The sequence below is a fragment of the Acinetobacter sp. LipI_19 genome, from assembly GCF_058242925.1.
Window position 1 is genome coordinate 527230 of record NZ_JBZAYK010000001.1, and the last position, 25961, is coordinate 553190.

The following is a 25961-nucleotide window of genomic DNA, read 5'->3' on the forward strand; positions in this document are numbered from 1 at the left end:
GAAAATAAATCTTAATTTGAAAGATGAGCGTGGCGAACTAAATTAGACAATTTTGGATTTTGTTTCGCAGCTTTTTTATAAAGCAATGCAATTTTACCAATTGTTTGAACAACTTCAGCACCAGTAACATTTGCAATTTCAGTAATCGTTGCAGCACGTGCTTCGCGGTCTTCACCAGTAACCTTGACTTTAATTAACTCGTGATCATTTAAAGCACGATTTAATTCTTCAACGACACTTTCAGTCAAGCCTTTATCGCCAAGCATTACAACAGGATTTAACGCATGGCCGATTTGACGTAAACGTTTACGTTCTTGGATAGATAGAGCCGCCATATAAAGATAACCTAATTTTAGAAACGACTTAGTATAACAAAAGCCATATCACTACGCTGTAAATTCTGTAGAAATAATCGATGAAGCTTATTCAAAAAAACATATCAATATCTGTCGATTTAAATCAATATGAATACTGCAATGAGATTTTTTTTCACGTACAATCAGAAGTTAGTTATCGGTTTAGATCAAGAGAGTTATGGCTACACGCATTACCAACCAGAAGTTATCCAAAAGTAGTCGTGCGTGGATGAGAGAGCATTTAGATGACCCTTTTGTGAAAAAAGCACAAAAAGAAGGTTACCGAGCTCGCGCTGCATATAAACTTCTTGAAATTCAAGAAAAACACAAAATGATTAAACCAGGTATGACCGTGGTTGACTTGGGTGCTGCGCCAGGAAGTTGGTCGCAAATCGCTGGTAAACTAGTTGGTGATAAAGGTTTAGTGATTGCTTCAGATATTTTGGAAATGGATGCTTTGCCTGATGTTACCTTCTTACAAGGTGATTTTAGAGAAGAAGAAGTTTTCGAAAAATTGTTAAATATTTTAAATGGACGCACTGTAGACGTTGTAATTTCAGATATGGCCCCCAATACATCAGGTAATAGGGCTGTAGATCAACCTCGCCAGATTTACTTGTGTGAACTTGCGTTAGATTTTGCCAACAAGGTTCTTGGACCAAAAGGGCAGTTTTTAGTTAAAGTTTTCCAAGGAACTGGTTTTGATGAGTTCCGAAAGCAAGTCGTGGATAGTTTTGATGTGTTAAAAACAGCAAAACCAGCTGCTTCACGTGCACGTTCAAAAGAAGTTTTTTTAATTGGACAGGGCCGTAAAAAAGTTTCGCAATAGGTGGTGGTTTTAAGGTATGTTCATTCTTCGTAATGAATTGCCAACAAATACTTGCCAAGTTGTTAAAAATTGTGCATTTTGTACCTTTTTAACCTTTATTGCGAAATTCATTACTCGCTTTTTGTTACGATCAAGCAAGATTGAGCCTGATCAAAATAGTTATATATGGGAATAAAGCTTTGAGCGATTACTTCAAAAATGCCGTATTGTGGCTGGTCATACTGGGTGTGCTGATCTTAATTTTCAGCAATCTCAGTGACCGCAGTAAGCCTTCTGCGATGAATTATTCAGAATTCGTCACAGCGGTGAATGCTGGTCAAATTAGTAAAGTCACAATTGATGGTGAAAGAATAAGCGGCGAAAAAAAGAACGGTTCGAACTTTGAAAGTATTCGCCCAGCAGTTCAAGATCCTGAATTGATGCCTACACTCATCAAAAATAACGTTGTTGTTGAAGGTACTGCACCTCAACGTCAAGGTTTATTGATGCAACTTCTCATCGCAAGCTTTCCTGTGCTTTTAATTATTTTATTGTTCATGTTCTTTATGCGTAACATGGGTGGTGGTGCAGGTGGTAAAAATGGACCAATGAGTTTTGGTAAATCTAAAGCGAAAATGCTTTCAGAAGACCAAATCAAAGTGACCTTTACCGATGTTGCTGGTTGTGATGAAGCAAAACAAGAAGTTGTAGAAATCGTTGATTTCTTGAAAGACCCCGCAAAATTCAAACGCTTAGGGGCAACGATTCCTAAAGGCGTATTGATGGTTGGTCCTCCAGGTACAGGTAAAACTTTACTTGCAAAAGCGATTGCTGGTGAAGCCAAAGTTCCATTCTTTAGTATTTCAGGTTCTGACTTCGTTGAAATGTTCGTTGGTGTTGGTGCATCTCGTGTGCGTGACATGTTCGAACAGGCGAAACGCCATGCACCATGTATCATCTTTATTGATGAGATTGATGCAGTCGGTCGTCATCGTGGTTCAGGTACAGGTGGTGGTCATGATGAACGTGAACAAACACTAAACCAAATGCTTGTTGAAATGGATGGTTTTGAAGGTAATGAAGGAATTATCGTCATTGCGGCAACAAACCGTGCGGATGTACTAGATAAAGCATTACTTCGTCCGGGGCGTTTCGACCGTCAAGTGATGGTGGGGCTGCCAGATATTAAAGGTCGTGAACAGATCTTGGCTGTGCATTTAAAGAAACTTCCTTCGGTAACTGGTGTTGATCTTAAGGTATTGGCACGTGGTACACCTGGTTTCTCTGGTGCGCAATTGGCGAATCTTGTCAATGAAGCTGCATTATTTGCTGCTCGTCGTAACAAGAACACCGTCGATATGCATGACTTTGAAGATGCAAAAGATAAGATCTACATGGGTCCTGAGCGTAAGTCGATGGTGATCCGTGAAGAGGAACGTCGTGCAACTGCTTATCATGAAGCAGGTCATGCCATTGTTGCAGAAATTCTTCCAGGGACTGACCCTGTGCATAAAGTAACAATTATGCCACGTGGTTGGGCTTTGGGTGTAACTTGGCAATTGCCAGAACATGATCAAACCAGCCATTACAAGTCTAAGATGTTGAATGAACTTTCAATCTTATTTGGTGGTCGTATTGCAGAAGAAGTTTTCATTGATCAAATGTCAACGGGTGCGTCTAACGACTTTGAACGTGCAACCAAAATGGCACGCGCAATGGTGACCAAGTACGGTATGTCAGACAAAATGGGCGTGATGGTCTATGAAGATGAAAACCAAAATGGTTTCTTCGGAAATGTCGGTAGCCGTACAATTTCTGAAGCAACGCAACAGCAAGTTGACCAAGAAGTACGTCGTATCCTAGATGAACAGTATCGTGTTGCACGTGATATCCTTGAAAATAACAAAGATATTGCACATGCAATGGTAAAAGCTTTGATGGAATGGGAAACGATTGATCGTGATCAGATCCGTGACATCATGGAAGGTCGTCCTCCTCAGCCACCTAAGGTTTATGTTGCGGAAAATCCAGTGCTTGATGTAACACCTACAGATGGTCCATCAACGCCACCACCATTGCCAGCGACCTGATCAGTCAGTAAATAAACAAGAGCCTCAATCGAGGCTCTTTTTTTATACAAAAAAATTCACAGATAAAAATCACTGTGTTATTGATTTGAATTGTTAAACTAGCCTGAATTGAATACGGAGAATTGACATGCAACTGATGCCACTACCTAAGCAAATTTTGCAATGTGGGCGTTTGAGTCTGGATTTATCGCAAGCACATGTCATGGGCATACTGAATGTCACTCCAGATTCATTTAGCGATGGTGGGAAACATGATCAAAAAGATCAAGCTGTTGCTTATGCCAAGCAAATGATTGCTGACGGTGCGACAGTAATTGATGTTGGAGGGGAATCTACACGTCCTGGTGCCTCTTCAGTTGAGATTGCTGAAGAAATACGTCGTGTCGTTCCTGTGGTTGCTGAATTAGCTAAATTGGATGTCATTATTTCAATAGATACCTCACAACCAGAAGTGATTTGTGAGGCGGTTAAGGCTGGTGCGCATATTTGGAATGATGTCCGTGCCTTAACTCGTCCACATGCCTTAGAGACTGCTGCAGAGCTCAATATCCCTGTGATTATTATGCATATGCGAGGCGAGCCAACCACAATGAATCATCTTGATCAGTATGAAAATGTTACTCTAGAGGTAATTGCTGAATTACAGCAACGAGTAGATGATGCACTACAGGCAGGAATTCACCCCAAAAATATTATGATAGATCCTGGTTTTGGTTTTGCTAAAAATGCGCAACAAAATTTAAAGCTTCTTAATGAGTTTTATCAATTGAACAAAATGGGCTATCCAATTTTATCAGCCTTATCACGTAAGCGCTTTATCGGTGAAGCTCTAGATGGTGCAGATGCAAGTCATCGTGCTGTGGGTAGTGTTGCTGCACACTTGCTCAGCATTCAACAGGGCGCGTGTATGGTGCGTGCACATGATGTAAAAGCGATGTCGGATGCAATTAAAGTATGGCAAGCCATGCGCTCTGCAATTTAATGATGAATAGTCAATAGCCCCTGATATTGTTTGATCTTTTTTAAAATTTAGATTATCTACATCTGAAGAATTAATCAGTTAAATTGCTCAATCAATTTGGTGAATTGTATGGTTTGTGTTATATAAGCGCGTGAATTGCTGTTTTATTTTAGGTTGCAATGTTTAACGATCTACTTCTCCCAATGTTCGATGATGAATATTATCCAGATATTCTAGTTGCTGAGGTTAAGCAACTTATTGAAAATTTTGCTAAAAAAGTGGCAAAAACCAGCTTTAGTGATGCAGAAATTTATTCTATGGCAAAACTGACTGTGATTGAAATTAATGAAATGAAGCCACAGTTTGAGGATCTTGATTCTTCTTTGGATGGTACTGCGGCTGATTATATTGCTGAGGCAATGATGATGGTGGTACAAGACCAAGGGTATCTCGATATTGAAATGGAAGAACTTGTTGCAAATAGAGAGTGGTAAGCCACTCTCTATTTTTGCTATGGATTTTTAGAGATAAACAAGTACAGTCAATCAGTCAAAAACTCAGATACAAAAATATAGTTTTTCTTAATTAATATTTTAAATTAAATCAATTGCATAGAGAATGATTTTTTTGATTATAAAAAAGCGTGCAATGCCACACCTTACACTCAAAGTTTAAATAACCTTTACGTAGACGATGCCTCACTTTTAGTAGTAGATGCCAAACATTGCGCTGTAAGCACAGCTATGCTTTGTTTTTGCTCATGTTGGGCGAGGGGTACGTCCTGTACCCCCGCCCAACGGAGACGTCCATGTCGCCTCATGATAGGATCATCATCTCATTTGTATGAATAATTAGGTGGTTTACTATAGAATGGCAAGCTTAATTCCTTACTTATATATGCTGCTTATTAAGCTTTTTTTTCGATAAAAACATAAATATGTATTAATTTTAAACATTTAAATATCAATTGCTTAAAGTATGATCATTGCTGCGTTTCTAGGCTTGACGTAGGGTAGATAAGTTTAGATAATGCGCACACAGTTTATGGCTATGTAGCTCAGTTGGTTAGAGCACCGCACTCATAATGCGGGGGTCACAGGTTCAAGTCCCGTCATAGCCACCATTTTTATAGACCATGCTCACTGCATGGTCTCTTTTTTTGCATCATCAAAAGATAAGTAGATAAAAATTAATAAATATTTAGAACATTGAGAAAATCCAGTTGAATGTTTGATTAAGCTTTTTCTGCTAAATAATTTTCTATAAATCTTTGTGTTTGCGTGTCAAGGTAGAATGGTGCAATCAAGGATTGAATAATCTCATCCAATAAGCCATGTTGGTCCAAAGCACCTAGTGTATGCGGAATAAAGCGATCTGCTTCGATAAATAAATCGTTTTGATCTAAGCCAACTGAGTGTAGTAATTCTTGTAAGCTATATTCCCCAAAGTATTCATAAAATGCTTCGACAACATTTAAAATGACCTGTTGCATATATTCTGTTTGACGTAATTCTTTCCAAGTTTCATAGACAAGAATAAAGAATTCTTCAAAATCAATGGATTGAAGTTGAGAGAAAGCCTCTTTTAATGTGCGTTGCTTAACTTCATTCCAAACATGTGTAGCGATATCTGCTAGGTCTTCATTAGGCAGTAGAATGATATTGCTGAGTTGGCTACGTATTGCTGTAGCGAGTTGCTGTTCTAACTTAAGCTCAATATTGTGTTGCTGATCTTGAATAAAGCTGATGACTTTAGCGCCAATGCGGTTATGTTTAACTGTATATTGACGTAGCTGATTGAGCCAAGGGGTATTGTTTTCTAAAATCTGATTGGCAAGCTGTAGGCTAACCTGTTGAATTTGCGGGTTGTGTTGTAAGTTTTCTTGAATATAGTCCCTTAATTGTTCTAATTCTAATATTTTAAACAGCCACAGTTCAAAAGATTCATCTGAGAGTAGATCATTGAAAATGGTTTGGCTATGAATGGCATATTGATGAATTTTTTGAGCGACGACACCAATAAATTCAAGAATGTCAGAGCCTAAATTCAATTCAAAAGCATATTTTTGCACTACAGACTGCAGTTGCTCAAGTTGAATCACATTTTTTAAAAGAATTTTGTCTGCATTCTGATAGGTTTGAGAAATAAAATTTTGAATAAATTGCGGATTTTTTTGATCTAAGAGTTGTTTTTTTATAAAGCGAACTTGCTCAAGCAAGAGTGCTTGAGCAAGTTCCTGAGCAAAGCTCGAAGGTGGTGGTGAATTATTCACATTCACGAGGCTTATACACCTGCTTTCCAGCCATTCACAATCGGATAACGGCGTTCACGGCTAAATGCACGTGAGCTGATACGCGGTCCAATTGAACCTTGACGACGTTTGTATTCATTACGGTCAACAAGCTGAATGACTTTTTCCACGATTGCACGTTCAAAACCTTTGGCAATGATGTCTTCTTGGCTTTGTTCTTCCTCAATATATGCATATAGAATGGCATCAAGTACATCATAAGCAGGTAAAGAGTCTTGGTCTTTTTGATCAGGACGAAGTTCTGCTGATGGTGGACGAGAAATAACCCGTTCAGGAATTACAGGCGTTTCAGAAATACTGTTACGGTACTTAGCCAATTCAAAAACAATAGTTTTATAAACATCTTTGAGTACAGCAAAACCACCTACCATATCGCCATACAGTGTGCAGTAACCTACAGAAAGCTCAGACTTATTGCCTGTTGCAAGCACAAGGTTACCAAACTTATTGGACAAGCCCATAAGCAATGTACCACGTGCACGTGCTTGAAGATTTTCTTCAGTTGTATCCGCAGGTGAGTTACCAAAGAATGGGAACAAGGTCTGCATAAAGCTATTTACGATAGGATGAATTTCGGCAATGCCAAAAGTAACACCCATACGTTTTGCTTGTTCAGTGGCATCTTCCACACTAATTTGTGATGTGTAAGTAAAAGGCATCATCACGGCTTGAACTTTATCTGCGCCAATCGCATCAACTGCAATTGCCAAGGTTAAAGCTGAGTCGATACCGCCTGATAGTCCTAAAATCACACCAGGGAAACCAGAGCGTTGTACATAGTCGCGTGTTGCTAAAACCAAAGCTTGATAGATCTCAGCCATAGTGTTTAATGCTGGCGCAGCTTCAACCACTTGATAGGCTTTGTTTTCTATTTGGTAGTCAGCAAAGTAGAGATCTTCTTTAAAGCTTGGTGCTTGTAACGCAACTTCACCTGAATGGTTAATGACAAAACTGGTTCCGTCAAAAATAAGATCATCTTGACCACCCACTTGGTTGATATAAACAACATTGAGGTGAAGCTGTTTTGCCAATTCTTTTAACGTTTCAATACGATGTTGTGGTTTACCTACTTCATATGGGGAAGCATTCAATACTAGAACACTTTCCACATTAAGTTGAGCAAGCTGTTGAACAGTATTTAGAGACCAGACATCTTCACAAATGAGTACACCAAATTTATGACCTAGATACTCAAATACAAGATGTTGATGGCCTTCATTAAAATAACGTTTTTCATCAAAAACGCTGTAATTAGGAAGGTTTTGTTTGTTATAAACACCTAAAACTTGACCATCTTTCATCACTGCAGCAGCATTATAGCGTTGACCATCATCAGTAAGATTGGCAAAACCAAATACCATCACAATGTCTTTAACAGTAGACAGTTTTTCGAAAGCTTGTGCTGTACGCTTTGCTAGGCTTGGGCGTAAAAGCAAATCTTCGGCAGGGTAACCGATTATAGAAAGTTCAGGGAAAACAACAATTTCAGCATTCTGTTTTTTTGCATCATTGGCTTGTTCAATCATTTTCTGAACATTTGACTCAATATCACCAATGAACGGAGAGAATTGCGCGAGAGCAATTTTAAAACTTTTCATTTAAACCAAATCCTATTCCAATAGGGTAATTTATACACAAATTGTTGATTTTTAAAATGTAGTTATTCAACATAAGTATATAGATATCACAGAAATTGCCAAAGGGCGAAACTATAAAATCATTAAAAATCATCAAAAATCTTTATTTTCTTGCAAGGCAAAAATTTCAGACATTGAGTATTTTAACTAAAAAAACGTCAGAAGCTAGTGATTCATCAAGTTTATTCAGTACACCATCAATGACCTCATGAATTTAGAGTATTTCTTTTATAGAAACTAGTGATTTTTCATTATTTTTTTGGATTTTATATTGGGAAAGATCAGCTTTAAATATTTTTTGTGAAATACATCACTTTATTTGTTTGAATTAGCATCAAAAAGCAATTAAATAGAAGAGTTGCCTGAATTTTTATTCAGAATAATATTTTCAATTCGATTTAAATAAATATCTTTCGCAATATCTCCTTGTTGTTCAATATTATAATCAAAATAAGGTTTTCCTTGAATCAGAGTGTAGCGATAAGGGTTGTATTTACCAAAACTTAGATAGAGTGCGGATTGTAAAATAGCACCTTTGAGTAATACATTTTCTTGACGCTGATATTGATAAACATGGGCCATTTCATGAATAAAAACAGCTTGATAACCCAAGCTCATACAGGAAAAGTCTTCACAATAGTCTGCATCTTTTAAGTGAATATAGCCATTGGGCGCCATCAAAATCCCAACAGGCTGCCACGGTAAATAAGGATGATTCATCACCTTGACTTGGCTGTAGTCAATTAAATCTCCAAATACACTTTGGCTAATACGAATTTCGCCATCTGTCAATTTTCGATATTTGAATTGATCCAATTGGAGAAGCTGTACAAAGCGCCAAATGAAATTGAACATTGTTTAATTTTGTTCTGTTTAAAGAGTACATCATTAAGTTTAGCACTGATTCAGTTTGACCCAAAGATTAACTGTGACTCAGTAACACCATGATAAAAGAAAATGTCTGTTGTTTTTATAGGCTGAAATGAACTTTTTATTGATAAATCTTCATTTGACTGGTTTTAGTGATTCAGAGAATGTAATTGTGTGGGTGACTAAGTATCTCTTAATGATTTCACTCTTTGTAAATCACAATAAAAGGGAAGCGGGTATAGTTTAAGCAATGCGTAAATCAACAAAGTCACCTGTCTGTTTCAGCGTTTATAACTGTTACGCTTTATTGCAAATTGAGACATCCAAGATTTTATATAAGTGGTGATTTTGTCATATGTAGCTTTATAACAATTTAGAATTCTACAGTTTAATATTCTGCCTATTCTTTTCAATTCTTTTGCTGGTTCAGCATACCTAATATTTAAATCATGATGTCAGCATGTCAAAAGTGATGATTTATCCACAAAGGTCATTATTTATCAGTAGAGGCAATCTCCTCTCTTATTTGTCAGACACTTTATTGAATAGTCATAAATTGCCAATGGATTGACCTGAAATGTCAGTGGTATTTGAATCAAGATGACTTACTTTTTCAAACATAAATATGATTTTTACTTGAAATGTGAATTTGTACTGGTTTCAGTCAAATCCTTGCTCCGTAAATAACCAATGGGTGCTATATGTTACTTGCTAAGCCTGTCAAAAAAGTGTTTGCAAAAGCTTTTCCAAGCCGATTGCCTGATTTAAAAGATCAGATTGCAAATATTCCGATTCGTCACTTCAATTTTAAATTTAGCTCGGATGAAATGGATGTTAAATTTTTTATGCAGAAAGAGTGGGCAAGTGCTTATTTTGCAGCGCTGTCAATTTTTTTGACCTATGGTGAAGAGTTAGTGATTGAAACTGCACGACATCATCGTGATCAAATACAAGATCCTGTTTTAAAACAGCGTTTGACTAGTTTGATTGGGCAAGAGGCAATTCACTCAAAAGTCCATGAAGAATACAATGAAACTATGATTCCAAATAATTTGCCAGTGCAGTTGTATCGGTTTTTAGCAGAACAGGTTTTTAATCATACTTTTTTAAAATTCCCACAACCTTTAAAGCTCTCAATGATGGCTGGGATTGAGCATTTCACAGCTGTCTTTGCTCAATATGCCATGACTCATCAAGACATCTTTAATCATTCTCTCGATGAAAAGACACGTGCTTTATGGTTATGGCATATGCTGGAAGAATCTGAGCATAAAGATATTGCTTATGATACTTATCAAGTGCTGTCTGCAAACTATCCATTACGAGTTTCGGGATTCTTTATTGCGCTGATTACTTTGGGTTTAGGCGTAGGTGCTGGCGCATTGATGTTGCCATTTTTACGACGTCCAATGAATACCTTTAGTCTAAGATTTTGGAAAGAGGCAAAGGGCAGTTGGGATTTATTATTTAGTCGAGATAATGGTGTTTTTGGTAGCAGTTTAGGTCATATTTTTGATTATTTACGTCCAGACTTTCATCCTAATGATCATGATACAACTGAGCTTTTAGACTATTTCAAAAAAGAGTTACTTGATCCTGAAACAGGTACACTCACCCCTTATTTTGTTAAAGCGTTTACACCTGCTTTACGGGTGTAATTCTATTCAGTCTCTGCGTTCAACATTCTATTTAATATGAAAATGATGTTGTAGATCAATACTGAACTTTTTCATCAATTTTTTGAAGGAAAAGCTTTTTTTAAAGCTGTGATTCTAACCAAGCATCTCATAAAAATTGTTTTTAAGGGACATTCTTTATCAGTGGAGGCAACTTCTCAAAGTGATTGTCTGACAATTATATAAGGTTGTCATAATTTGCAAACCGAATGAATGCATGTGCCAATGGTAATTGACAAGGCTTGTCGTAATTTTTAGCCATCAAAGTAGAGTTTTTACTCAAAAGGCGATCTGTAAGTCATCAGCATTAAGACGATGAAATGGATTGCCATATTAAATGAATAAAGAGTACCAGCTATGTTCGCTAAGCCAATTAAGAAAGCCGTAGCCAAAGTTTTTGCTGCGGCACCATTCAGTCTGGAAAATCAAACGCCGATTATTCCAATTCGACATATGAAGTTTGATTTTGATCCAGAGCAAGTAGATCACCGATTTTATATGGATGCAGAATTGGCAAGTGCATATTTTGCATCACTGTCGATTTTTTTAACCCGTGGTGAAGATCTCGTAATTGATACTGCACGTTATCATCGTGATTTCATAACCGATCCATTATTAAAGCAACGTGTTACCTCACTGATCGGTCAAGAGGCTATTCATTCAAAGATGCATGAAGAGTTAAATGATGCTTATTTAATTCGTGATTTGCCAGTGAAACTCTTTCGTACTTGGGCTGGCTGGGCATTTGAATATGGGTTTGAGCGTCTTCCACAACCAATGAAATTATCATTGATGGCAGGCATTGAGCATTTCACGGCGGTACTTGCAGAATACATGATGAACCATGAAGAAGTGTTCTTCCGTTCACAAGACGAAAAACAACGGGCAATTTGGATGTGGCATATGCTTGAAGAGTCAGAGCATAAGGATATTGCTTTCGATGTGTTTCAAGAATTATCCAATAACTATTTATTGCGTATTGCAGGATTCTTTCCCGCATTGATCACAATTTTGGTGCTGATTTCAGCTGCATCATTTTTAGTGCCTTTCTATCGCAATCCTAAGAACTTGATTAGCTTACGTTATTGGAAAGAAATTCCATATAATTTTCGCCTTATCTTTGGCTTAAAAGATGGGGTCTACGGCAGTAGCTTTAAGCATATTTTTGATTATCTGCGTCCCGATTTTCATCCAAATGATCATGACACATCTGAATTTCTGGACTATTACAAAGAGAAACTGCTGAATCCAAAGACAGGGCTTCTTACGCCATATTTGACGAAAGAGTTTTATCCTGCATTGCGTTCATAAAACCTAAAAGAGATGGATTTAAAGTTTATGGGAATTTTTTCTAAAAAAGTTAAGCCGAGCTACAGTGCTTATGCAGTTGTGACAGGCGCAGGCAGTGGCATTGGACGTAGTTTTGCAATGGAGCTTGCAAAACGCGGAGGAACAATTGTTTGTGCTGACATAAATTTGGATGCAGCCAAAGAAACTGTCAGTTTGATTGAATCAGGAACGTCAGCAAAAGCATTTGCTGTGCAATGTGATGTTGGTGTGAAAGAGCAAGTAAAAGAACTTTCTGAACAAGCTGAAAAATTAATGAATCACCCTGTAAGCCTGATCATTAATAATGCGGGTGTGGGGTTGGGCGGTAAGTTTGATGAAGTTTCACTGGAAGATTGGCAATGGTGTATGCATGTCAACCTCTGGGGGGTTATTCATGGTTGTCACTATTTTGTTCCTCAGTTTAAGCAACAAGGTTATGGGGCTATTATCAATGTTGCTTCAGCTGCGGGTTATACAGCAGCCCCCGAAATGACCGCTTATAACGTGACCAAATCCAGTGTGCTGGCATTGTCAGAAACTCTTTCAGCAGAACTTCGCGGTGACAACATTCGAGTGAATGTGTTGTGTCCAACATTAGTGCCTACAAATATTATGAAAAATGGTCGTTTGCCTGGTCATTATGCGGGTTTAGCAGATGATTTATTGATGAATCATGCATTTACCACCAGTGATCAGGTGGTGGTTAAAACCTTAAATAATTTGGATGCAGGCAAGCTGTACACCATTCCTCAGCCAGATGCAAAACTGTTTTGGATATTAAAACGTGCATCACCCGCGTTATATGCCAAAGCGTTGGGTATTGGATATCCATTATTTAACAAATACATCAAATAAGCTGCGAGTAGATCAAAATGACAACAGAAACAACTTTAGCTAAGCTACCTGAAGAGAACAGCGTAGAGCAAAAATCAACCCAAACTACAGTTGAAGATATTAAACAGGTGACTCAACCGAATATGGCACAAGATAAGTCACTTGCAGCAAAACAGCTTAAAGAAAAAGCGTCAGTTCAGAAGCAAGCCGAGGCAAAGACTGTTACAAAGCCAGCGAAAGAAAATACCGCTAAAGCTGAAGTCCAAACTCAGTCTAAAGCTAAAAATAAAGCTGATACTCAAATAGCGTCTACCTCTGAAAAGCTTGAACAGCCCACAGAGAAAAGTGCTCCAACAACTCAGCAGAAAGATGCTGTACATGTATATGACACCATCGTGGTTGGTGCGGGTATTTCAGGGATTGCTGCTGCTTATAAAATGAATCAAGCAGGCTATAATGATTATGTGGTACTTGAAAAAGCCAGTCGTGTGGGGGGAACATGGCGCGACAATAATTATCCGGGCTGCGGTTGTGATGTACCCTCAGCACTTTATTCATTTTCTTTCTCACCAAGCCATAAATGGAGTCATTTATTTGCCAAGCAACCAGAAATTCTAAGCTATTTAGAAGAGGTGGTGGAAAAATATGACCTTGGTGAGAAAATTGAATTTAATAATGAATTAATCAGTGCCAAATGGGATGAAGCACAACATATTTGGCACTTAGAAACCTCTAAAGGTCAATATCAATCAAAGACAGTGATCTTTACGACAGGACCGATTACTGAGCCTGCTTTGCCGAAATTAAAAGGAATTGAAAGTTTTAAAGGTGAAATGTTCCATTCAGCACGTTGGAATCATGATTATGATTTAACGGGTCAGCGTGTTGCAGTGATTGGTACAGGGGCTTCTGCAATTCAGTTTATCCCACAAGTACAACCTTTAGCGAAACAGCTGATCGTATTCCAGCGTACAGCACCGTGGGTACTACCCAAGGCGGATATGGAGTTAAACGAAACGGCTAAAGGGATCATTTCTCGATTCCCAATCATTCAACAAACTTGGCGTAATAGCATTGCACAGATTTTAAATGGGATTAACTTTGGATTGCGTAATCCTAAAGTATTGGAACCTGTTAATTTCCTAAGTAAGCAATTACTCAAACTACAAATTAAAGATGAAACTTTGCGTAAAGCAGTGACACCGAACTTTACTATTGGATGTAAGCGCTTATTGTTTGCAAACAATTATTATCCAGCACTACAACAAGATAATGTGAATCTGATTGCACATGGTTTGGTTGAAATTGATGGAAATACAGTGGTTGCAGCAAATGGTGAACGTCATGAAGTGGATGTGATTATTTGGGGAACAGGCTTTGAAGTTTCACATCCTCCAATTGGTAAACGAGTTTATGACAGCAATGGTCAAGTCCTTGCTGAGCGTTGGAAAAATAGTTCACCTGAAGCATATTTGGGTGCCAGTATTGAACATGTACCGAATGCGTTCTTGGTCCTCGGTCCAAACATTCTGGTATATGATTCATTTATTGGTATCGCGGAAGCACAAGTCGGCTATATTGTTGATGGCTTGCTAAAAATGCGTGAGCAAAAATTCACTCGCTTTGAAATCAAAGCGGATGTGCTTGCACAGCATAATAAACGTTTGCAGAAACATTTAAAAACCACTGTATTTAATGCGGGTGGGTGTAAGTCTTATTATCTGGATGAAAATGGTCGTAACTTTGCAGCATGGCCATGGTCATTGCAACAATTACGTAACCAATTAAAACAACTAGATTTAAACCATTATAGTGTGAGTAAAAAATAAGTTTAGTATTCAATTGCTGTACACTTTTTATGCGAGCCCTAAATTGATTTAGGGCTTTTATTTTTTTGTCTTGTGCGACGATGTAAACCAAAAATAATGATTTCAGCTAGGATTAGGTTGACCACCCAACCTAACCAAGATTCTAACTGATAGATGTGAATTGGGGTTAACCAATCAAAATAAGGTTGTAACTCATAAAGCACGATTTTCCATGTCCTTAAGCTCAGCGCTGAAAGGCTCAGTGCAAAACTACGGATCATCCAGTCACGGTGTAAAATCCAGCGCTTTTTCAATAAAAAGTATAAAGCGGATAGGGTGGTGATCGCCCAGAGTGAACTTAATAAGACAAAGCTGATTTGTGTGGATAACCCTCCAGCCGCTGAAAAAGCTAAAATTAAGCCACTGGGTAAAGACAGCCCCAAAATGGTGATGATGTAGAGCCAACCACTCCAGCGATGAATTCGGGGATAACGCGTGCGAAAGACACGGAAAAACTGTGTAAATCCAGCGATGAGTACAAAACTACTGCTGATCACATGGATTTTAAAAGCCGCCTGCCAAGGTTGAGTATTGACTACATCTTGCTTTAACAAGAGAAAATGCTGATCAGTTTGCCATGGGAAATATTGTAGACATATTGCGACCATGAGATAGCATAAATAAGCATAGATCACGAGTGAAATTAGACTCAAGCTTGAATATGCCAAGTTAGTTTTTGTTTTGTTCATCACTGCTTATAATGGAATGGTGATTGAGAAATTATAGTGGAAGATAGGTTGAAACAGCATGTTTATGTTCGGGTATGGCATAGATTTTAAAATAAACCACAGAGAATCCTGATTTATTTATCTTAAAGTAGATCACAAAGCAAACAATTTAATCTAAAATCAATGTGAAAATGCATCCAATATCTTCATAACAAATAGGTATAACAATGAATAAAAGTTTAATCACACTCGTTGGATTAGGAATGATTGGTTTCCAGAATAGTTATGCACTGGATATTCAACAGTTGCAAAAATCTTGGTCTGGAAAATATGATGAGCAGAAAATTGCTGTTTTCATCCAATCTATCGATCGTAATCAGGTCAAAGGCTATAGTGTTCTTGGTAAAAATAAACAAAATTTCTCAGGGGAAGTACAGACAACTTCACAAGGCTATAAAATTACCGCAACAGAAAGTGGCGCTAAAGCAAGTAGTGGTGTGTTTACCTTTACTGTAAAACAGAATCAACCGAATGTGTTGGAGTCTAGTTGGGAATCTACAACGGCTAAGGTTAAACCAAAATATTTTGATTTAAAACCGCAACAGTGTCGCTATCAAAAAGATGTCGGTGATTATCCAGTTGCATCACAACGTTTATTAAAAGATGAGGATCTACAAATTCCTCCTGAAGAACTGGACTGGATGCGTAATGAAATTTATGCGCGTCATGGTTATTCATTTGCCAATAAAGAGATTGCCTCTCAATTTGCTAACGATAATTGGTATATGCCATGCAGTACTAATGTTGAAAATCAATTAACTCAGATTGAAAAGACCAATATCCAACGTATTAAAAAAATTCGCCCGTATATGGCGAAAATGGAATGGGGTCGTTAAGCACACAATCAATCACAAAATCTGAGAGTTTATCTTATGCTTCACTATCCTTCAGTTCGATTGAGTATTATGGTTTTTGTTTTAAGTTCATCTGCCCTAAGTTTTGCAGCAACACCTACAGATCAAGCAGTGATCAACAGTATAACGAACCTAAACGCTTCTCAAGCTACACCCGCCAAAGCGATAATGATTGATTATATGAAAGAGGTTCGTTTGTTGTCAGGAGAGCTGGCTTATCTCTCTGGTGTAACATTTGAAAATGCAGGACGAAATTTTTGGGGAGGCTATATATTGACGCGCCCAAAACTAAAACAATCTCGAATACTTGAGTTCGGTGGTCAAGCCAATGATTTCACAGTACATACGGTGCAATATCGAGCAAAACCAATCGATTTGATTGAAATAGAATCTGCAGGCTCGGGTCAGGGGCAAGTTTCCCAGACAACTGATTTAGTCTATTTTGATGGATGGAAAGCTAAAATTATTGTAACTGCTGAATCTTCGAGTGATCCGGGGCGTTTTAGTGAGAAGTTGGGTGAGGAAGATTGTAAAACGGGTGGGGAAATTGTTTCAAGTTTAAAGATTTTATCCGCCAGCAATGAAGTGATTAAAACTATTCAATCATCCAATGCGTGTAAAAATGCAAAAGTTACAACCAAAACGGAAAAAATTAAAATCGTACTATAAGTACCCGTGTTGATTGCAGTGCTCGGTGATTCGATCAGATGGGATTCACTTTTCCATCTCTGAAAAATGAAGCATCATCTGTGCAAAGTAATTAAACTTAAAATGTAAGGCAGGGTAGTCACAGCATTCATATTACCGTCCGATATATTCGACGGTTAATTTTATTATTGAAGATAAACGATATTTTGTTGTATGTGTTTTCCATAAACTCACTATGCTAAAAAGTGCAGAATTTTATCTTTATTATATGCATCAATGGTATATAGCTTTTCAAAAAAGCGCACAGTCAAAAGGCTCTGCGCTTTTTTGATTGATATGAAGAGTTAAATAGCTTGGGTGTTTTCATTTAGCCAGTTTAAAACATCACCTTCTAAGTGAGCTGCTAATCGTTCTCTGACTGTTTGATGGTACTGATTTAACCATGCTTTTTCATCATCATTTAACAACGTTAAAATAATACAGCTTAGGTTAATTGGGCACAGTGTTAGTGTTTCGAATTCTAAAAATTGGCCATAGGTGGTATCTTCAAAATGCTTAATTTTGTTGACGACAAGATTCTCAATTCGAATGCCGTACTTGCCTTGATGATATAAACCAGGTTCATTGGAAGTAATCATCCCTTCGCGCATCTTAGTGGATGGTGTGACTGGGGCATAATATGAAATCACTTGGGGACCTTCATGAACATTCAATGCATAGCCTACACCGTGACCTGTACCATGACGATAATCCAAACCATATTTCCACAGGGTTTGACGTGTGATCGAATCTAAAAGAGGTGATGCAATGCCTTCAGGGAAAACGCTTTGTGCAAGTGCAATATGGCTTTTTAACACCAAAGTGTAATCACGTTTTTGTTCAGCGCTTGCGGTGCCTATGGGAACAACGCGGGTAATGTCTGTGGTTCCTTCATCATATTGTGCGCCTGAATCAATCAGCAGCAAACCATCACCACTAATCTCGCTAAAGCTTTCTTCTGTAGCGCGATAGTGGGGTAATGCACCGTTGGCATTAAAGCCTGCAATTGTCGAGAAGCTTAATCCAATAAAACCTGCTTGTTGTGCGCGAAAGCCTGAAATTTTTTCGTCGATGGTGAGTTCATTGATCGATTCTTTATCAGCCAATGCGTTATCTAGCCAATGAAAGAAATGACATAGGGCAACACCATCTTTGGTCATCGCACTGCGCACATGTGCAACTTCTGAAGGATGTTTGCGTGATTTAAATAAGGTGCTTGGATTAATGTTATGGACTAAATGACTTTGCTGCTCAATGGCCTGTGCAGATGAAATTGAGACTTTAGCTGGATCAATTAAAATATTTTGTTGTTTAAGTTCGGCCAAAAACTCGATGCTTGCGTTATAAGATAAGATTTCAATGTTATCCAAATAAAATCTTTGCTGCATTTCAGTTGAAAGTTTTGCAACATCAATAAAAAGCACAGTTCGAGAATGGTCAATATATAAGTGCGCTAAGAACACGGGGTTATATTCAACATCACGCCCCCTACAATTCAAAATCCAAGCAATATCATCAAGTGCAGAAATAAAATGCCCCGTTGCTTTTTTCTGAATAAGTTTGTGACGGATCGCTGTTATTTTTTCTAAGCGTGTTTGGGCATTTAAATCATCTGCCATTTGCCAAATGGGTTGTAGGGGCAGTGCTGGCCGTTCAGTCCAAATTTCATCAATTAAATCTAAGTCTGTTTGAATGAAGAAATTGTGTTCTATTGCAAGCGCTGATAATGCGCTGTATTGTTGAGTTGAAATGGTATTTCCATTGACAGAGATTTTTGCATCTTTGGCTAAATGTTGTGAAAGCCAAGCCAAATGTGTTGAAGCAGGATCAGGTGTCTGCTTTTGTAAAACGTAACCTGTATTTTCCAGTTGCTGTTCAGCTTGTACCCAATATCGACCATCTACCCATAAACCTGCGAAGTTTTGAGTGACTACAATTGTGCCGACTGAACCTGTAAAGCCTGTTAGCCATTGACGTATTTTCCAATAATCAGGTAGATATTCTGACATATGTGGATCTGCACTCATGGCGATAAAAGCATCCTGCTGATATTTCTTCATAATTGTACGAAGGTTTTCTAATTTGTTGGCAGGTAACAAACTGTTCATACTTTTTCCAATTGCATATCAATAGATTTTTGAGAGGGGGTCGATGTTTGATTGAGTAATTTACGAATCGGTTTTCTCATTAACCATAGAACGAGTGCGCCAAGAAGTAAAGCGATGACACATCGCACAAATAGCAAGGGTAATTGGTCAACTTCATGGATTGAAACATGACCACCGATTAAACCTGCCATCAAGTTTCCTAAAGCAGATGCTGTAAACCAAAGCCCCATCACTTGCCCACGAATTATGGTTGGAGCAAGTTTAGTCATCGTTGAAAGACCAACAGGGCTTAAGCATAATTCACCTAGTGTTAAAAGCAGGAGGCTTGATGCGATCCATAATGCAGAAACAGTTCCACCATTTTGGGTGATCAAGTAACTGGCAATGCTCATCACGAGGAAACCACCCGCAGCGAGGAGTAAAGCAATAATAAATTTGGTGATATAGCTAGGGTCACGATTTTGTTTGCCTAATTTAACCCAAAGCCATGCGATGATCGGTGCGAAAATAATAATGAAAAGCGGGTTAATCGATTGAAACCAAACTGCGGGTATTTCAAAGCCAAAGAATTGGCGATCTGTAAAGTCTTGGGCGAAAAGATTGAAAGATGTTGGTTTTTGTTCAAATGCTGACCAGAAAAGTGCAGCGGTGATGAGTAAAATAAAACAGATGATGATTTGTTTTTTCTCAGTATTATTCAAACCAGCAAAGAGTAATAGGTAGCTGAAATATAAGGCAATACAAATACAGATTGTGATCGTGAAATATGTGGCGATTTGAATTGGATTGATGTTAACTATGCCAAGAGAAACTAGACCGATAATCAAGCCAACAACGGCAATAAAACCTATGATCATTTGGGGTGCTTTAGGATTGTAATGTACAGGACGAGCCCAGTTATTTTCATTGCCTTGCACATGATTAAATTGTTTTAATTGAGGCACAGTTATTAACTTAAAAATCAGTAATGCGATTAACATTCCAAGGCCACCAATTCCGAACCCCCAGTGCCAACCATGTTCTTTAACCAATAAACCAGTCAATAGTGGAGCAATCAACGAACCTAGATTAATTCCCATATAAAAAATGGAAAATCCTGCATCACGCCGTGAATCTTGAGCCTGATATAAAGTGCCAACAATGACGGAAATACAGGTTTTAAATAAACCAGAACCGATCACAATCAAAACTAAACCAAAATAAAAAAAGAAATGCCCAAATAAAGCTGCCAATGCAATGGATAGATGTCCAAATGCGATGATCAGTGAACCGTACCACACAGCGCGCTCCTGACCGAGATAATTGTCAGCAACCCATCCACCCAATACGGTCATTAAATACATACTGCCTGCAAATAAGCCGACAATTGCTGATGCTGTTGGGCGATCTAAACCGAGACCGCCATCAGCAACTAAAGCCGCCATATAGAGGATTAATAAAGGGCGAATACCATAATAGGAAAAACGTTCCCAAAGCTCGGTAAAAAATAAACCTTTTAAAGGTTTAGGGTGACCAAAAAAAGCTTGATCTGGGTCGTGCATTTGCTTGGATAAATGTTGAGGCATCTTCAAGTCCTTTGAAAATGTATGATTAAAAATTTTTAAACAATATATAAAATAAAGTTATTTGTTGGGTGTTTTTTAAAGTAGTGATTTGTAAGCTTTATAGTAAAAATATAAATTTCATTTTCTATGCTTATTATTGATATTGTTATGGCTTGATTTTAAATAAATTTTAAAATAAAAAGGTTATACCAATTGGTATAAATATATAATAAAAAACCACCCAGAAGGGTGGTTCTTCAATGTGAATGCGTAACGAATTAACGTTTGATATCGCGTTCAGTTTCGCCAGTATAAAGCTGACGAGGACGACCGATTTTGTACGGACCGCTGTGCATTTCTAACCAGTGGCTGATCCAACCAACTGTACGTGCAAGCGCGAAGATTACCGTAAACATTTCAGTTGGGATACCAATCGCTTTAAGGATGATACCTGAATAGAAGTCTACGTTCGGGTAAAGTTTACGTTCGATGAAGTACGGATCGCTTAATGCAATACGTTCAAGTTCCATTGCAAGCGCAAGTTGAGGATCATTGATACCAAGTGCACTTAACACTTCGTCACAAGTCTCTTTCATTACTTTTGCACGTGGATCGAAGTTTTTATAAACTCGGTGACCGAAGCCCATAAGTTTAACTTCTTTAGTTTTTACTTTTTCCATGAACGGCGCAACATTTTCTACAGTGCCGATTTCATCGAGCATCTTAAGAACAGCTTCGTTTGCACCACCATGCGCAGGTCCCCAAAGTGCAGCAATACCCGCAGCAATACATGCATAAGGGTTAGCACCTGTAGAACCAGCTAAACGTACTGTAGACGTTGATGCATTTTGTTCATGGTCAGCATGAAGCGTAAAGATACGATCCATTGCTTTAGCAAGAATAGGGTTAACTTTGTAGTCACGATCTGCTGGAGTAGCAAACATCATGTACAGGAAGTTTTCAGCGTAGCTTAAATCATTACGTGGGTAAACGAATGGTTGACCAACAGTATATTTATAAGTCCAAGCCGCAAGGGTAGGAATCTTAGCAATTAAGCGAACTGCAGTAATTTCACGGTGATCAACGTTTTCAACATCAAAACCGTTGTGATAGAACGCAGATAACGCACCAACTACACCGCACATAACCGCCATAGGGTGAGCATCACGACGGAAACCATTGAAGAAACGGCTAACTTGATCGTGAACCATCGTGTGGTTGCGGACTTTGTTTTCGAAGTCTGTTTTTTGTTCAGCAGTTGGAAGCTCACCGCTTAATAATAAATAGCAAGTTTCTAAGTAAGAAGCTTGAGTTGCAAGTTGAGCAATTGGATAACCACGGTGTAAAAGAACGCCTTTATCACCATCAATGAAAGTGATTTTAGACTCGCAAGAAGCTGTCGCCATAAAACCAGGATCAAAAGTAAAGTGACCTGAAGCCAACACATCCTTAACGTCGATTACATCTGGGCCCAATGTGCCGCTGTAAATTGGTAATTCAATTTTTTTGCCATCAAGCTCTAGAACGGCTTTCTTGCCAGTTGCTGCAGACATTCAATAGATCTCCTGTCCTGGTGGATATTTTATCTAACTTGCTGAGTCATCTTGTAATGTACAAGTCAGACGGATCAAAAATTGCTATTTAGCTTAGTGAGTACTGAAATTTTGTCAATTATACTTATGGATGAAAAAATGATGTTTTCATCAGTAGTTAGTCTAACTTTAACCAGTAAGATTGATCATTAAATTTCAGAGTCGGTCAGTATAATAAGGTAAATTCTAAAGAAGGTGCAGAAAAATAATTGTGATTGCTAGACAGGAAATGGCATTTTTGACCAATATTTTGTAGCTTTTGTAAGTTGGTAAATGCATTGTTGCTGTTTTAAAACCATCTGAATTTCACGACTTACATAGCTTTTGATATTATTTTTGTGTAAAAAACATCCAAATAAGATGATGAAATATTTATTTTCATTTTAATGCTTAATTGATTAAAAAATAGTTTTTATTGAAGCTTTTAAAGTATAAAAAATAATCAAATTAGCATAAAAATAGATATTTGATTGCCTGATGAATAATCAAATATGACAAAATCTTGAATCTAAATTGTGAATTATTCACAAACTAAGTCTTTATTTCTTATTACAAAGCTTTCAGTCAAATCACTGAATTAAATGATACCCATTTAAAATAGGAATAAAGGACTATTTTAAAATAACATGTTGGGTATCTAAAAAATTTTAACAACGTGAAAGAAAATAAAAGCGCAGATAAAATTAACCACTGGACGATTTTGTCCGTAATGTTGTGCTTTAGTCTAAATTTATAAAAATAATATAAGTCGTAATTATGTATAAAAGTAATATGTTTAAATATCATAAAAAATAAAGAGATAGCCTTTAAAAGCCTAGATGGGTGCTCTTCTTTATTTTTTAAATAGCTGTAAATGATTCTTATTTGAGTGTTTTTTAAAGAAAAAGCCAATTTCGATGGTTTGTATTTTGACAGTGCACGTTTTATAATTCAGTGTCGTTTAAAGTTCAGGCAATTTATTTGTCTGACAATGCTAGCTTTCCTTCGAATTAATTCCAACAAACTCCGGATGGAGTTTTTACTTACAGGATGCCCGCTGTGAAAAGCAACAGACCTGTCAATTTGTCCATGGGTCAAGTTTTAGATGTAAACTTAAAATCCCCTGTGGCTATTGCATCAATTCTACACCGTCTATCAGGTGTCATCGTATTTTTACTCGTACCGGTACTTTTGTGGCTTTTAGACAAGTCTTTGTCTTCGCCTGAAGGCTTTGCTCAAGTTCAAGCAATCTTTGGTGGCTTCATTGTACGTTTCATCGTATGGGTATTTGTCGCTGGTTTATTGTTCCATTTTATTATGGGCATTAAACATTTACTTGCTGATCTAGGCTTTGCGGAAGAGTTACAAAGCGGTCGCATAGCAGCAACTATTGCATTAATTTTGGCTGCGATATCAGTTGTCGCATCATTTGTATGGATCGTTCTCTAATGAAAAGTGCTACAGGTTTAACGGGGTCAGGTTCTCGTGATTGGTATATCCAACGCGTAAGTGCTGTAGTTCTAGCTGTTTATACTGTTGTCGTATTAGGTTGGATTCTGTGCAATGTCGGATTTAACTATGAGCAATGGTTTGGCTTTATGATGACACTTCCGATGAAGATTTTATCTTTATTGGCAGTCTTATCTCTTGTTGCGCATGCTTGGATTGGTATGTGGCAAGTATTCACAGACTATGTGACTACTCGTCAGATGGGTCCTTCAGCTTCAGGTTTACGCATCGTGTTAACTTCAGCAGTGATTATTGCTGTTATTGCATATGCGATCTGGGCAATCCAGATTTTTTGGGCGAATTGATAGGAAAATGTCATGGGCGCTTTAACCCCTAAAGAAGATTATTCAAATATTCCAAGCCAGTTCTTCGATGCAGTCATCGTTGGTGGTGGTGGTTCAGGTATGCGTGCTTCATATCAACTTGCTCAAGCAGGCTTGAATGTTGCAGTGCTAACTAAAGTATTCCCAACACGTTCTCATACTGTTGCGGCTCAAGGTGGTATTGGTGCATCGCTTGGTAATATGCAAGACGACAACTGGCACTATCATTTCTATGACACAGTAAAAGGTTCTGACTGGTTAGGTGACCAAGATGCAATCGAATTTATGTGTCGTGAGGCGCCTAAAGTTGTTTATGAACTTGAACACTTAGGTATGCCATTTGACCGTAATGCAGATGGTACAATTTACCAACGTCCATTTGGTGGTCACTCTGCGAACTATGGTGAAAAACCAGTTCCACGTGCCTGTGCCGCTGCCGATCGTACAGGTCATGCTCTTCTTCATACGCTTTATCAAAGTAATGTGAAAATGGGTACTCAATTCTTCGTTGAATGGATTGCATTAGACTTAATCCGTAACGAAGCTGGTGATGTACTTGGTGTAACAGCAATTGACCAAGAAACAGGCAAAATTGCTGTATTCCAAGCCAAAGCAACATTGTTTGCTACTGGTGGTGCTGGTCGTGTTTACCGTGCATCTACCAATGCTTATATCAATACTGGTGATGGTCTTGGTATGGCAGCTCGTGCGGGTATTCCATTACAAGATATGGAATTCTGGCAATTCCACCCAACCGGTGTTGCTGGTGCAGGTGTATTGTTAACGGAAGGTTGTCGTGGTGAAGGTGCAATCCTTCGTAACAAAGATGGCGAACCGTTCATGGAGCGTTATGCACCAACTTTGAAAGATTTGGCTCCTCGTGACTTCGTATCACGTTCTATGGACCAAGAGATCAAAGAAGGTCGTGGTTGTGGTCCTAAAGGTGATTATATCCTTCTTGATATGACTCACTTGGGCGCAGATACCATCATGAAGCGTTTACCATCTGTATTTGAGATTGGTAAGAAATTCGCAAACGTGGATATCACCAAAGAACCAATTCCAGTTGTACCAACAATCCATTATCAAATGGGGGGTATTCCTACCAATATTCATGGTCAAGTGGTTATCCCTGAAACAGCGAAAAATGCAGCAGATTTCTATGCAGGTTTTGATAAAGCTGCAAATGAATACACAACCAACGGTACAATGAATTACACAGTGCCTGTAAAAGGCTTCTATGCGATTGGTGAGTGTTCTTGCGTGTCTGTACATGGTGCAAACCGTTTAGGTACAAACTCATTACTTGACTTGGTTGTATTTGGTAAAGCTGCTGGTGAACACATCATTGATTACGTGACTAAACATCACGGTGATGAATACCAGCCACTTCCAAATGATGTACTTATGAACACGTTGAAACGTATCAATCATTTAGATGATTCTACTTCTGGTGAAAATGCACAAGAAGTTGCGGATGCGATTCGTGATATCGTTCAAGACCATGCGGGTGTATTCCGTACTCAAGCATTGCTTGATGAGGGTGTTAAGCAGATTCTTGCGATTGAACCACGTGTACGTAACATTCATTTAAAAGACAAATCTAAAGTATTTAATACTGCACGTATTGAAGCCTTGGAAGTTGAAAACTTATACGAAGTAGCAAAAGCAACATTGATTTCTGCTGCTGCACGTAAAGAATGTCGTGGTGCACATACTGTTGTAGATTATGAATTGCCTGCTGATGATGAGCACTATTCATATGGTCGTCGTGATGATGAATGGATGAAACATACTTTATGGTATTCAGCGGATAACCATCTTGAATACAAGCCAGTACGTTACAGCCCATTGTCTGTAGACCCAATTGAACCTAAACCACGTACATTCTAATCGG

At 38.1% G+C, this 25961-nt stretch carries 21 protein-coding genes and 1 tRNA gene; 14 read left to right on the forward strand and 8 right to left on the reverse strand.

The genetic code is table 11. The features are described from left to right. Positions 1-11 precede the first annotated feature (11 nt). A complete protein-coding gene (yhbY, locus tag AC4CVF_RS02570; RefSeq protein WP_004717326.1) occupies positions 12-335 on the reverse strand; it encodes a ribosome assembly RNA-binding protein YhbY in 324 nt (107 codons plus the stop codon). Positions 336-534: 199 nt separating this feature from the next. Between yhbY and rlmE the strand changes: the two genes are divergently transcribed. From rlmE to AC4CVF_RS02595, 5 genes are all read left to right on the forward strand, one after another. Further along, a complete protein-coding gene (rlmE, locus tag AC4CVF_RS02575; RefSeq protein WP_004717323.1) occupies positions 535-1185 on the forward strand; it encodes a 23S rRNA (uridine(2552)-2'-O)-methyltransferase RlmE in 651 nt (216 codons plus the stop codon). A 179-nt stretch (positions 1186-1364) separates the two neighbouring features. Beyond that, positions 1365-3254 carry an ATP-dependent zinc metalloprotease FtsH gene (gene ftsH, locus AC4CVF_RS02580; protein WP_336951808.1) on the forward strand — a complete coding sequence of 630 codons (1890 nt, stop codon included), beginning with the start codon at positions 1365-1367 and terminating at the stop codon, positions 3252-3254. Positions 3255-3381: 127 nt separating this feature from the next. Continuing rightward, positions 3382-4236, forward strand: a complete 855-nt coding sequence (folP, locus tag AC4CVF_RS02585) for a dihydropteroate synthase (protein WP_336951807.1) — start codon at positions 3382-3384, stop codon at positions 4234-4236. Positions 4237-4394: 158 nt separating this feature from the next. Continuing rightward, a complete protein-coding gene (locus tag AC4CVF_RS02590; RefSeq protein ID WP_336951806.1) occupies positions 4395-4709 on the forward strand; it encodes a DUF5713 family protein in 315 nt (104 codons plus the stop codon). Between the two features lie 552 nt (positions 4710-5261). After that, positions 5262-5338 (forward strand) — tRNA-Met (locus AC4CVF_RS02595). A gap of 111 nt (positions 5339-5449) precedes the next feature. On the opposite strand, the gene AC4CVF_RS02600 is transcribed toward AC4CVF_RS02595, so the two are convergent. The 3 genes from AC4CVF_RS02600 to AC4CVF_RS02610 all read right to left on the reverse strand — a co-directional run bounded on the left by AC4CVF_RS02600 (position 5450) and on the right by AC4CVF_RS02610 (position 9018). Beyond that, a complete protein-coding gene (locus tag AC4CVF_RS02600; RefSeq protein ID WP_336951804.1) occupies positions 5450-6493 on the reverse strand; it encodes a hypothetical protein in 1044 nt (347 codons plus the stop codon). Between the two features lie 5 nt (positions 6494-6498). After that, positions 6499-8124, reverse strand: coding sequence for an NAD+ synthase (locus AC4CVF_RS02605; protein ID WP_336951802.1), 1626 nt, complete (start codon positions 8122-8124; stop codon positions 6499-6501). Between the two features lie 384 nt (positions 8125-8508). Then, positions 8509-9018 carry a hypothetical protein gene (locus AC4CVF_RS02610; RefSeq protein WP_336951801.1) on the reverse strand — a complete coding sequence of 170 codons (510 nt, stop codon included), beginning with the start codon at positions 9016-9018 and terminating at the stop codon, positions 8509-8511. Between the two features lie 716 nt (positions 9019-9734). On the opposite strand from AC4CVF_RS02610, the gene AC4CVF_RS02615 reads away from it, so the two are divergent. The 4 genes from AC4CVF_RS02615 to AC4CVF_RS02630 all read left to right on the forward strand — a co-directional run bounded on the left by AC4CVF_RS02615 (position 9735) and on the right by AC4CVF_RS02630 (position 14701). Continuing rightward, the gene (locus AC4CVF_RS02615) at positions 9735-10691 is read left to right on the forward strand and encodes a metal-dependent hydrolase (protein WP_490788845.1); all 957 of its coding nucleotides are present in this window, start codon (positions 9735-9737) and stop codon (positions 10689-10691) included. Between the two features lie 375 nt (positions 10692-11066). Beyond that, on the forward strand, positions 11067-12020 hold the full coding sequence (locus AC4CVF_RS02620; RefSeq protein ID WP_034612487.1) for a metal-dependent hydrolase: 954 nt from the start codon (positions 11067-11069) through the stop codon (positions 12018-12020). A 27-nt stretch (positions 12021-12047) separates the two neighbouring features. Further along, on the forward strand, positions 12048-12893 hold the full coding sequence (locus AC4CVF_RS02625) for an SDR family NAD(P)-dependent oxidoreductase (protein WP_336951798.1): 846 nt from the start codon (positions 12048-12050) through the stop codon (positions 12891-12893). A 281-nt stretch (positions 12894-13174) separates the two neighbouring features. Continuing rightward, positions 13175-14701, forward strand: coding sequence for a flavin-containing monooxygenase (locus tag AC4CVF_RS02630; protein ID WP_490789906.1), 1527 nt, complete (start codon positions 13175-13177; stop codon positions 14699-14701). A gap of 38 nt (positions 14702-14739) precedes the next feature. On the opposite strand, the gene AC4CVF_RS02635 is transcribed toward AC4CVF_RS02630, so the two are convergent. After that, positions 14740-15429: a DUF2306 domain-containing protein gene (locus AC4CVF_RS02635; RefSeq protein WP_262781024.1), complete on the reverse strand. Its 690-nt coding sequence runs from the start codon at positions 15427-15429 to the stop codon at positions 14740-14742. A gap of 206 nt (positions 15430-15635) precedes the next feature. Between AC4CVF_RS02635 and AC4CVF_RS02640 the strand changes: the two genes are divergently transcribed. Both AC4CVF_RS02640 and AC4CVF_RS02645 read left to right on the forward strand, forming a co-directional pair. Then, entirely contained in the window at positions 15636-16304 is a 669-nt protein-coding gene (locus AC4CVF_RS02640) for a YARHG domain-containing protein (protein WP_419359411.1), read from the forward strand. Between the two features lie 36 nt (positions 16305-16340). Further along, positions 16341-16991 carry a hypothetical protein gene (locus AC4CVF_RS02645; protein WP_336951795.1) on the forward strand — a complete coding sequence of 217 codons (651 nt, stop codon included), beginning with the start codon at positions 16341-16343 and terminating at the stop codon, positions 16989-16991. Between the two features lie 323 nt (positions 16992-17314). On the opposite strand, the gene AC4CVF_RS02650 is transcribed toward AC4CVF_RS02645, so the two are convergent. The 3 genes from AC4CVF_RS02650 to gltA all read right to left on the reverse strand — a co-directional run bounded on the left by AC4CVF_RS02650 (position 17315) and on the right by gltA (position 22214). Continuing rightward, positions 17315-19117, reverse strand: coding sequence for an aminopeptidase P family protein (locus AC4CVF_RS02650; RefSeq protein WP_490788846.1), 1803 nt, complete (start codon positions 19115-19117; stop codon positions 17315-17317). After that, positions 19114-20682 carry a peptide MFS transporter gene (locus tag AC4CVF_RS02655; protein ID WP_336951793.1) on the reverse strand — a complete coding sequence of 523 codons (1569 nt, stop codon included), beginning with the start codon at positions 20680-20682 and terminating at the stop codon, positions 19114-19116. Before AC4CVF_RS02655 ends, AC4CVF_RS02650 begins: the two co-directional genes overlap by 4 nt. A gap of 257 nt (positions 20683-20939) precedes the next feature. Then, positions 20940-22214 carry a citrate synthase gene (gene gltA / locus AC4CVF_RS02660; protein WP_309285271.1) on the reverse strand — a complete coding sequence of 425 codons (1275 nt, stop codon included), beginning with the start codon at positions 22212-22214 and terminating at the stop codon, positions 20940-20942. Between the two features lie 1068 nt (positions 22215-23282). Here gltA and sdhC point away from each other — a divergent pair. The 3 genes from sdhC to AC4CVF_RS02675 are packed head-to-tail and all read left to right on the forward strand — an operon-like array spanning position 23283 to position 25957. Continuing rightward, the gene (gene sdhC, locus AC4CVF_RS02665) at positions 23283-23681 is read left to right on the forward strand and encodes a succinate dehydrogenase, cytochrome b556 subunit (RefSeq protein ID WP_336951791.1); all 399 of its coding nucleotides are present in this window, start codon (positions 23283-23285) and stop codon (positions 23679-23681) included. Continuing rightward, positions 23681-24046, forward strand: coding sequence for a succinate dehydrogenase, hydrophobic membrane anchor protein (gene sdhD / locus AC4CVF_RS02670; RefSeq protein ID WP_336951790.1), 366 nt, complete (start codon positions 23681-23683; stop codon positions 24044-24046). Before sdhC ends, sdhD begins: the two co-directional genes overlap by 1 nt. Positions 24047-24058: 12 nt before the next feature. Beyond that, entirely contained in the window at positions 24059-25957 is a 1899-nt protein-coding gene (locus AC4CVF_RS02675) for an FAD-binding protein (protein ID WP_336951788.1), read from the forward strand. The last annotated feature ends 4 nt before the right edge of the window (positions 25958-25961 follow it).